We start from the raw sequence: 9,244 nt of genomic DNA, 5'->3' as shown, positions 1-9,244 counted from the left end.
CCCTTCCGCAGTTGCGCTTCACTTCGCTCGCTGTGGTCAACTTGCGGCGGGACTTGTACCCGCAAGAGTGCGCCCATGCTGGGCGCACAAAAAAGCGCCCCGGTCGGGGCGCTTCGCTTGGGGAATCGTGCGCTTACTGATTGGCGCGGACCGCATCCCTGACGGCGTCCATCACGATGCCGTAATCGAGCGGGATGTCGAGCGAATCAGCGTAACCGGGTTCGTCGTCGGACTCGCGCGACTGGCTGCGGGCCGGAATCGGCTCATAGGCGGTTTCGCCGGCCGGGTTGTCGCGTCCTTCGATGGCACCCTGCAATTGCGGATTCTTCACGATTAACTCCTTCCGGTAATGGAGCGGCGAGGAAGTGCAATATAACGCAATGTCGTGACAAATTGACGACTTCAAAGTGTGGGACTCGCTTCGACCCGATGCGTCCGGCGCGCCGGTGTTCGCCTTCGTCGCATGAATCGAAAGAGTGCGCGGCCGTCTAGTTTAATGGCATCGCCCGCAAACGAATGCGCGTTTCGATTATGACAATGGTGTGTCGGTATGGCGTGGGACTGAGGTTTGCCGGTGCGAAACTTGCATGCCCTATGAGCTACGACGTGTGCGCGGAATATGTGCCGTCGTGATAAATTATTCTCTGTAATTGATTGAATGCGATACACTATTCCGTTTTCGTGTGAATTATAGAAATATTTTTTTCCTTGTGATACTTCAAGCGCGATCGCGCGACGACGCGCGCCAGCCGTTTATGTAAAGGAGACAGGGCCCATGAGCAAGATCGCGATCATCGGGGCGACGGGCAACGTCGGCAGCCGATTGCTGGAAGAAGCGTTGCGGCGCGGTCACACGGTCACGGCGCTGGCGCGAGATGCATCGAAAGTGCAGGCGCGCGTGGGCATTGAGGCGAAACAAGTCGACGCGCACGACGCAGCCGCGCTCGCGCAAGCCATCGCCGGCCACGATGCCGTGTTCAGCGCGACGCGATTCACGACCGTGTCGGAGAGCGATATCGTCGAACCGGTGAAGCAGGCGGGCGTGCCGCGACTGATGGTGGTCGGCGGAGCGGGCAGCTTGTACGCCGCGCCGGGGCAGCGCGTGCTCGATCTGCCCGATTTCCCCGAAGCCTATAAGCCCGAAGCGACGGCGGCGCCGCGTTTCTCGATGCGCTCAGGCGCGAGCGCGGACTCGACTGGACTTTCGCGTCGCCATCGGCGGAATTCGTCAGCGGGCCGCGCACGCAGAGGTTTCGGCTCGGCGTGGACGAGTTGCTGGTCGACGCGAACGGCCGCAGCTGGATCAGCTTCGACGATTACGCGATGGCCTTTCTCGACGAACTCGCGAACGGCGCGCATATCAAGCAGCGCTTTACGGTCGGCTACTGACGCACACCACGCGTGCGCTCGGAGCGACAACGCGCCTCGCATCGTCCATCGATGCGAGGCGCGTTGCTTTCGACCAGGCGTGTCGCTCAGTCGTGGAGATCGAACTCGACTTCCTCGCTGTTCTTCGGCATGGCGGCGGCGAGGATCATCGCCGCCGCATTGTGAGGCTTCGGATCGCGCTGCGACGGGCGATAAACCTGATCGCCGCGATGAATCGGCATGCCCGACAGCGAGCAGATGCCATCGGCGTTCGCCGTGGTCGCGCGCCAGCCCTGATAGCCGTAATGACACGTTCCCGGATCGGACCAGTAGACGAGCGCGGTCGCGCTGCTCGGACGCTCGATCACGCGCACGATCGCTTGCGGGTACGGCAGCCGGTCGTTCGATGCACGCGGATGCGGGTGCGCACGGTTCCATTCGCGCGTCAGCCGTTCGATAAAGTCGCTCTCGATGCGCGCGGTTTTCTGCGACGGCGCGGTGCGGGCCGCGTCTTTGGGCATGGTCTCGAGTTGGTGAACCGTCTGTGACCAGGGGTCTGCAATTTTCGAAAAAGCTGTCATGGCAATGTTCCAGGCATTGACTCGACCTAGAACGTACGCCATTAAGCATATTCCGATAAATACTGCATCGGTGAAAACACTGTCCCGTTCTTACGAATAATCCCGCGAACCGTGTGCCATAAGGCGGTCGCGGCGATGCTGCGGTGCGCTTTGCGTTTGACCATTCGCACAATGAGGTTGCCCGGAGGGTTTTGTCGTACCGATCGGCAGGGCGCGGTGCCAGTCGAAGCCGCGCCAGATAAGCGTTTCAGCCGGTTCGTGTAAGCTTGTTCGGACCTGTTCGAAAGGTTCGCGGCGGTGAATTGTTGCACGATCACGGGCGGAGCGCTGATTGCGCACGGATCGAGCGAGAATCAGGCAAGATTTTTGGGGGCACGAACCCACTCGGAGCCTTGTGGGACGGTGCTTTGCGAGTATCTTACCCGCGTGTAGCGGACCGAGATTTTAACGCCACGGCGCTAACTTTTCGCGCTAATCACCCGTACGCTATCGACTCGATTGAGTATCGCTATTTGTTCGTCAGACGCGAACAAATTCGCGCGTTTCGCCATCAACTGGCAACCGCACGCGCTGCCGCGCGCCCACGCAACCATTCCAGCGCAAGCAACAAAGTCGTCGAAAACACGATCAAAATGGTTGCCAAGGCAGCAATTGTCGGGCTGATATTTTCGCGGATGCCCGTGAACATCTGGCGCGGCAAAGTCGTTTGATCCGCGCCGGCGAGAAACAGTGTGACCACGACTTCATCGAACGATGTCGCGAAGGCGAACAGCGCGCCCGAGATCACGCCCGGCGCGATGACCGGCAAGGTCACGCGGAAGAACGTTCGCAACGGACTCGCGCCGAGCGACTGGTTCGCCCGCACGAGATTGTGGTTGAAGTTCTGCAGCGTCGCGCCGACCGTGGTCACGACGAACGGCACGCCGAGCGCCGCGTGCGCGAGAATCAGCCCGAAATACGTATTGGCCATGCCGAGCGGAGCGAAAAACAAATACATGCCGACGCCCACGACGATTACCGGCACGATCATCGGCGAGATGAGTACGGCCATCAGCAGGCTCTTGCCGACGAAGTTGGCCTTGGTCAGCCCGACCGCGCCGAGCGTGCCGAGAATCGTCGCGACGAGCGTTGCGGAAGGCGCAACGATGAAGCTGTTCTTTGCGGCCATGCGCCACTCGTCGGACATCACGAGGTTGTGATACCAGCGCATCGACCAGCCGGGAATGGGATAGACGAGGAAGGTGCTCGATGAGAACGACAGCGGCACGATCGCCAGCACGGGCAGGATCAAATACAGCAGCGTCAGCACGCAAATGATGCGCAACGCGAAATACCAGACGCGTTCGGTGACGGATGTGTGCGGCGCGAACATCGGTTTGGCAAGTTTCATTCGAGTTACCCCAGGCTGACGGTCGAGCGCGTGAAGCGTCCGTAGACGACATAGAGCAGCAGCGTCGCGGCCAGCAGCAAGGCGCCGAGCACGCAGGCCATGCCCCAGTTGATCGTCACGTTGGTGAAGTAGGCGATGTAGTAGCTGACCATCTGATCGTTTGGGCCGCCGAGCAGCGCCGGCGTGATGTAGTAGCCGATCGCCAGAATGAACACCAGCAGCACGCCAGCGCCGATACCCGGATACGTCTGCGGCACGTACACGCGCCAGAACGCCGCGAACGGATGACTGCCGAGCGACACAGCCGCGCGTTGGTACGTTGGCGGGACGGATTTCATCACGCTGTAGAGCGGCAGGATCATGAACGGCAGCAGGATGTGCGTCATCGAGATATAGACGCCAACGCGATTGAACAACAGCGCGAGCGGCGAGCCGATCAAGCCCGCGCCGATCAGCGCCTTGTTGACCAGCCCTTCGCTTTGCAACAGCACGATCCACGCGGCGACGCGCACCAATATGGAAGTCCAGAACGGAATCAGCACGAGGACCATCACGAGATTGGCGCGGCGCGCGGGCAGCGTCGAAATCCAGTAGGCGAGCGGGTAACCGAGCAGCAGCGAGAACAGCGTCACGCCGACGCCGATCACAAACGTGCGCGCGAAGACATTCAGATAGATGGATTGATCGGGATCGGCATGCACGATATCGCCGACACCGTTCTGCTTGTGATCCAGCGACGCCAGGAAATAGAACGGCGAATAGCGGCTCGCGTTCTTCGCGATGGCTTGCCAGTAGGCCGGGTCGTTCCAGCGCTCGTCGATCTCGACGATCTTCGCCTTGACTTGCGGCGCGGCGAGCGGCTTGCCGTCGTCGCCGGTGAGCGGCATCGCGCGCGCGGTTTTGGCGACCAGCGAGCGATAGTTCCGTGTTCAGACGACGTGCGAGCGCGCCCATCGATTCGCCATCGGCGATAGCGGTCAGGTCTTGCGCGAGCGCGGCGTAGGCGTCGTCGGATGGTGGCGAAGTGCGGTCCCACTTTGCCAACGCCGCGCCCGTATGCGGCAAGGCGGTCGTGATTTCTGGATTGTCGACCGCGCGCGTCAGCAACGCGCCGATCGGCACGACGAAAATCAGCAACAGAAAAATCGCGAGCGGCGCAATAAGCACGAGCGCCATCGCGCGCTTCTTGGCGTCCGCGATCTTCAGTTCGCGTTTCAGCCGTGCGGTCGATTCCCGCGTTTCGTCGACGGCGAGGGTCATGGTGTTCACGCTTCGAGTCTCCTTCGGTGCGATCGCGCTTCGTCCGTGCGAAGCGCGATCGTCGTCACGCCTTGACGCGCTTACTTCGCTGCCCAAGCGGTGAAGCGTTGCTCGAGTTCGTCGCCGTGATCGGTCCAGAACGCCATGTCCTGCAGTACCGCGCTCTTCGCGTTATTCGGCGAGTTCGGCATGTCGGCCTGAATCTTCGGATCGAGCGCGGAAATCGCTGCCTTGTTCACCGGCCCGTATGCGATGCGTTGCGCGTACGCTTCCTGTGGTTTTTGCGACACAGAGTAGGAAATGTATTGCGTCGCCAGATCCTTGTTCGGCGAGCCCTTGGGAATGGCCCAGTAATCGAGGTCGTAGATGCTGCCGTTCCACACGACCTTCAAATTCTTGCCTTCCTTGCGCGCCGCATCGATGCGACCGTTGTAGGCAGTCGACATCACCACGTCGCCGGCGATGAGAAACTGCGGCGGCTGTGCGCCGGCTTCCCACCACTGGATACTCGGCTTCAGTTCGTCCAGCTTCTTGAACGCGCGATCCGCGCCGGCCTCCGTGCCGAGCACCTTATAGACATCCTTCGGCGCGACGCCATCGGCCATCAACGCGAATTCGAGGTTGTAGCGCGCGCCCTTGCGCATGCCGCGCTTGCCAGGGAATTTTTTCGTATCCCAGAAATCGGCCAAGTTCGCGGGCGCGGCCTTCAGCTTGTCGGCATCGTAGGCGAGCGCCGTCGACCAGACGAAGAAGCCCACGCCGCAGGTTTGCGGCGACTCCGGCACGAAATCGGACTTCTTGCCGATCTTCGACCAATCGAGCTTTTCATAGAGACCTTCGTCGCAGCCGCGTCCGAGATCGCCCGATTCGACTTCGACGACATCACAGTTGACGTGCTTCGCCTCGACCATCGCCTTGACCTTGGCTTGTTCGCCGTTGTATTCAACGGCGGTGACCTTGCTCTTCGTCGATTGTTCGAATGGCTGATTAAACGCAGCCTTTTGCGCGTTGCCATTCGCGCCGCCGAAATTGACGACGGTGATTTCCGCCGCGCCGGCCACCGAGGCCGTCGACGCGAACACGAACGCGACCGCCGCCGCAATGGAGCACAGTGCGAACTTCTTCATCATGGTTTCCTCTGTCTGTTGTAGCGGGACCGGCTTGGTGTGGCGTAATGGAGACAAGTACGAACCGACGCATTGCGCCTTTCGATAAACGATGGACGTGAGTGCGCAGGCTCAGGCAAACACGCGCAGATGCTCGGGCGCGAATTCGAGCGCGATGGGCGCGCCGGGCATGAACGCATCGAGCGCTTCGGTGCCGAGCGGGACCTTGACGAAGCACTCGTCCTGTTCGCGCACGCCGCAACGCATGCGGACGTGATCGCCGAAGTAGATGAGGCTTCGCGCTTCGCCGTTGAGCGCGTTGATGCCGCTGCCATTCGGACGCGCGGCAAGCTTCATGCGCTCGGGACGGATACACGCGATAGCCGGCGCGCCGGCCTGCGCTTTCGCGACATTGAGCCATCGGCGAGACGAATGGCGCAGAACTCGCCCTGCGTCTCCTCGATGGTGCCGCGCAAGCGGTTGCTGTCGCCGATGAAATTCGCGACGAACTCGTTGCACGGCGCTTCGTAAAGATGATCGACGGTATCGAGTTGCTGCACGATGCCCTTGTCGAACACCGCGACCCGATCGGACATGGTGAGCGCTTCGCCCTGATCGTGTGTCACATAGACGAAGGTCACGCCGAGCTTTTCGTGCAGCGATTTGAGTTCGTACTGCATGTGTTCGCGCAACTGTTTGTCGAGCGCACCGAGCGGTTCGTCCATCAGCACGAGCTTCGGTTCGAACACGAGCGCGCGCGCCAGCGCGATGCGTTGCTGCTGCCCACCGGACAACTGCGCCGGAAAGCGCTTCGCGAAGCTTTCCATGCGGACCATCGTCAGCGCTTCATGCACGCGATGCGCGCGTTCGTCGGCGGACATCTTGCGCACAGTCAGCGGGTATTCGACGTTTTGCTATACAGACAAATGGGGAAACAGCGCATAGTTTTGAAACACCATGCCGATGTCGCGCTTATGCGGCGGCACCTTGTTCAGCAGCTTGCCGTCCAGCCTGATCTCGCCGCCGGTCGGGAATTCGAAGCCGGCGAGCATCATCAGGCAAGTGGTTTTGCCGGAGCCCGACGGCCCGAGCAAGGTGAGGAATTCGCCCTGATAGATGTCCAGATCGAGCGATTTGACGACGAGCGTCTCGCCGTCGTAGGTCTTCCGGACGCCGCGAAAGCTGACGATCACCTGATCCGATTTCATCTGCCGTGTCTCCTTCGGGATTGCGAACTGCGCTTATAGGTTTCGTCGCGCGGACGGCGGAGTAGGTGCACCATCTCGTCCGGAGAAATTTAATCTGGTCGCGCTAACCTAACTATAACGGCCGACGGTTCTACAATGGGGAGCCATTTCAATAATGAAAATGGAACCACTTTGAGCGCCCGGCCCGGTGGTTCCACTCGTGGGAGAACGTCGTTGGAAACCATCATTCTTGCGGACTACCTCAGCGAAAAGCTCGACCGTGCGCTCGATGCGCCGATGTATCGGCAGATGCATCGAATTGATGCAGCAGGCCATTCTCAGCGGCCGTCTCGCGCCCGGCACCAAGCTGCCGAGTTCGCGCACGCTGGCGGTCGATCTGGGCATCGCGCGCAACACGGTGCTGCATGTGTACGACCAGCTGACCGCCGAGGGTTACGTGGAATCGACGACCGGCAGCGGCACGTATGTCGCCGACACCGCACCCGGCGATACCACGGCACGCCGCCCGGCCGGTACGCGCGCCGCCGTCGCCGACAAGCCCAGCGCGACCTCGCGACGCGGTGCGTGACTGATCGCGCACGCGGGCGTATCGCCGAAGCAGTGGGGCGCGTTCATGCCGGGCGTGCCGGACGTCGCCGAGTTTCCCGCGCGTATCTGGAGCCGCTTGCAGACGCGGTTCTGGAAGCGCGCCAATCCCGAATTGCTGACCTATGCGCCGGGCGGCGGGTATCGGCCGTTGCGTCGCGCGTTGTCGGACTATCTGCGCGTCGCGCGCTCGGTCAAATGCACGCCGGAGCAGATCGTGATCACCACGGGCATCCATCAGTCGATCGATCTCGCCGTGCGGCTGCTGACCGATGTCGGCGATCACGCGTGGGTCGAGGAGCCGTGCTACTGGGGCGCGCGCAGCGTGTTGCAATCGTCGGGGCTCGAACTGGTGCCCGTGCCGGTCGATGCCGAAGGGCTCAATCCATCGCCGCGCGACACGCGGGAGCCGCCGCGTATCGCGCTGGTAACGCCGTCGCATCAATATCCGCTCGGGATGGTGATGAGCCTGGCGCGGCGCCGAGCGCTGCTGGAGTTCGCGCGTCAGCATGGCGTGTGGATCATCGAAGACGATTACGACAGCGAGTTTCGTTACGGCGGACGGCCGTTGTCGTCGCTGCAAGGACTCGACGATGCCGGTCAGGTGATCTATGTCGGCAGCCTGGGCAAGATGCTGTTTCCCGGTCTGCGGATGGGCTATATGGTCGTGCCGGAGCATCTCGCCGATACCTTTCGCACGGGCGTCGCGGAGCTTTATCGGGAAGGCCAGTTGATGCAGCAGGCCGTGCTGACGGAGTTCATCCTCGATGGCCATCTCACGTCGCATGTGCGGCGCATGCGCGGGCTTTACGGCGAGCGTCGCGAACTGCTGATCCGCGCGATCGAGGCGCGCTTCGGGACATCGCTGGCGGTGCGTGGCGACGAAGCGGGACTGCACTTCGTGCTTGAACTGCCTCCAAGCGCCGATGATCGCGAGATCGCTGTCAGTGCGCTGCAAGCGGGCGTCGTCACGCGGCCGCTCGTCAATTACTACATGAACCGGAATGCCGCGCTGAAAGGCTTGATGCTGGGTTACGCGTGCGTGCCGAATGAGCAGATCGCGCCGAATTTCGCGAAGCTGGCGGAGGTAATCGAGTGCTCGGCTTTTGCGGAGAGCATCGGTTAATTTAGGATTTTCGGATTCTCTTTTATGACGATGGCGCACGCCTAATACTGACTTAAGGCAGGCATAACTCAGGATTATCCCTTTCGAAGTCATTTAACTCATTCGTGATTTTGTTAAAGGCAACAACATGCTGAATCTTGATAATTAAAATTAGGAATATTAAGCAAGAAAAATCCGGGTCAGACGATACTATGTCGCTGACGATTTCATTTCAGAGCCGTCGCTTTAAAACGATTCGAAACGTAGTGCGCTTCGAATAGCGACTGCGATATGTCGGTGATGTCGTTAGTGATACTTATATAAGTAGCGCTTTTCAAGTCCATTTTCAATTGAGGTAGATCATGCAAAAGATCGAACGCGCAGTGCTCGTACAAGCGCAACTTTCGGGCGGCGCGGCCAAGGGCGGCAGCGCTACGGCAACGGCGAGCAGCCCGATGACGATCAACCTGTCGGGCGCGAAGATCGGTTGAGCTCCCGCCGCGACCGGGCAGCTTAGGTCCTGTTTACATTTAAGAGCGGCCCGAAGGCAGACACGATGGAGACAAAGGTGAGGTAGCTGTGGGCGAGTTTGTCATATCGAGTGGCGACGCGACGAAAATGCTTGATACGCTTAAAGAAGC

Annotated in this window: 5 protein-coding genes and 5 pseudogenes; 3 read left to right on the top strand and 7 right to left on the bottom strand. The window is 60.7% G+C overall.

Translation table 11 applies throughout. The features are described 5' to 3' along the window. Positions 1-133 precede the first annotated feature (133 nt). Positions 134-331, bottom strand: coding sequence for a hypothetical protein (locus BVER_RS25075; RefSeq protein ID WP_050455567.1), 198 nt, complete (start codon positions 329-331; stop codon positions 134-136). A 444-nt stretch (positions 332-775) separates the two neighbouring features. Between BVER_RS25075 and BVER_RS25070 the strand changes: the two are divergent. Continuing rightward, a pseudogene (locus BVER_RS25070) lies at positions 776-1,389 on the top strand (NAD(P)-dependent oxidoreductase). Positions 1,390-1,475: 86 nt separating this feature from the next. On the opposite strand, the gene BVER_RS25065 reads toward BVER_RS25070, so the two are convergent. From BVER_RS25065 to BVER_RS25045, 5 genes and pseudogenes are all read right to left on the bottom strand, one after another. Then, positions 1,476-1,889: a DUF3331 domain-containing protein gene (locus BVER_RS25065; RefSeq protein WP_050455566.1), complete on the bottom strand. Its 414-nt coding sequence runs from the start codon at positions 1,887-1,889 to the stop codon at positions 1,476-1,478. A 610-nt stretch (positions 1,890-2,499) separates the two neighbouring features. Then, on the bottom strand, positions 2,500-3,339 hold the full coding sequence (locus tag BVER_RS25060) for an ABC transporter permease (RefSeq protein ID WP_050455565.1): 840 nt from the start codon (positions 3,337-3,339) through the stop codon (positions 2,500-2,502). A 5-nt stretch (positions 3,340-3,344) separates the two neighbouring features. Then, a pseudogene (locus BVER_RS25055) lies at positions 3,345-4,599 on the bottom strand (ABC transporter permease). Between the two features lie 80 nt (positions 4,600-4,679). Beyond that, positions 4,680-5,726, bottom strand: a complete 1,047-nt coding sequence (locus BVER_RS25050; protein ID WP_050455568.1) for an ABC transporter substrate-binding protein — start codon at positions 5,724-5,726, stop codon at positions 4,680-4,682. A 111-nt stretch (positions 5,727-5,837) separates the two neighbouring features. Further along, positions 5,838-6,913 (bottom strand): annotated as a pseudogene (locus BVER_RS25045) (ABC transporter ATP-binding protein). Between the two features lie 213 nt (positions 6,914-7,126). Between BVER_RS25045 and pdxR the strand changes: the two are divergent. Then, positions 7,127-8,624: pseudogene (gene pdxR / locus BVER_RS25040) on the top strand (MocR-like pyridoxine biosynthesis transcription factor PdxR). A 341-nt stretch (positions 8,625-8,965) separates the two neighbouring features. Continuing rightward, a complete protein-coding gene (locus BVER_RS35355) occupies positions 8,966-9,094 on the top strand; it encodes a hypothetical protein (protein ID WP_269750803.1) in 129 nt (42 codons plus the stop codon). Positions 9,095-9,116: 22 nt separating this feature from the next. Here BVER_RS35355 and BVER_RS32870 read toward each other — a convergent pair. Continuing rightward, positions 9,117-9,244: pseudogene (locus tag BVER_RS32870) on the bottom strand (IS5/IS1182 family transposase); the annotation flags it as partial.

It is taken from the genome of Candidatus Burkholderia verschuerenii, from assembly GCF_001189365.1.
Classification (GTDB): Bacteria; Pseudomonadota; Gammaproteobacteria; order Burkholderiales; family Burkholderiaceae; genus Caballeronia; species Caballeronia verschuerenii.
The sequence above is the reverse complement of the archived record's forward strand: the minus strand, read 5'-3'. Positions and strand labels throughout refer to the sequence as shown.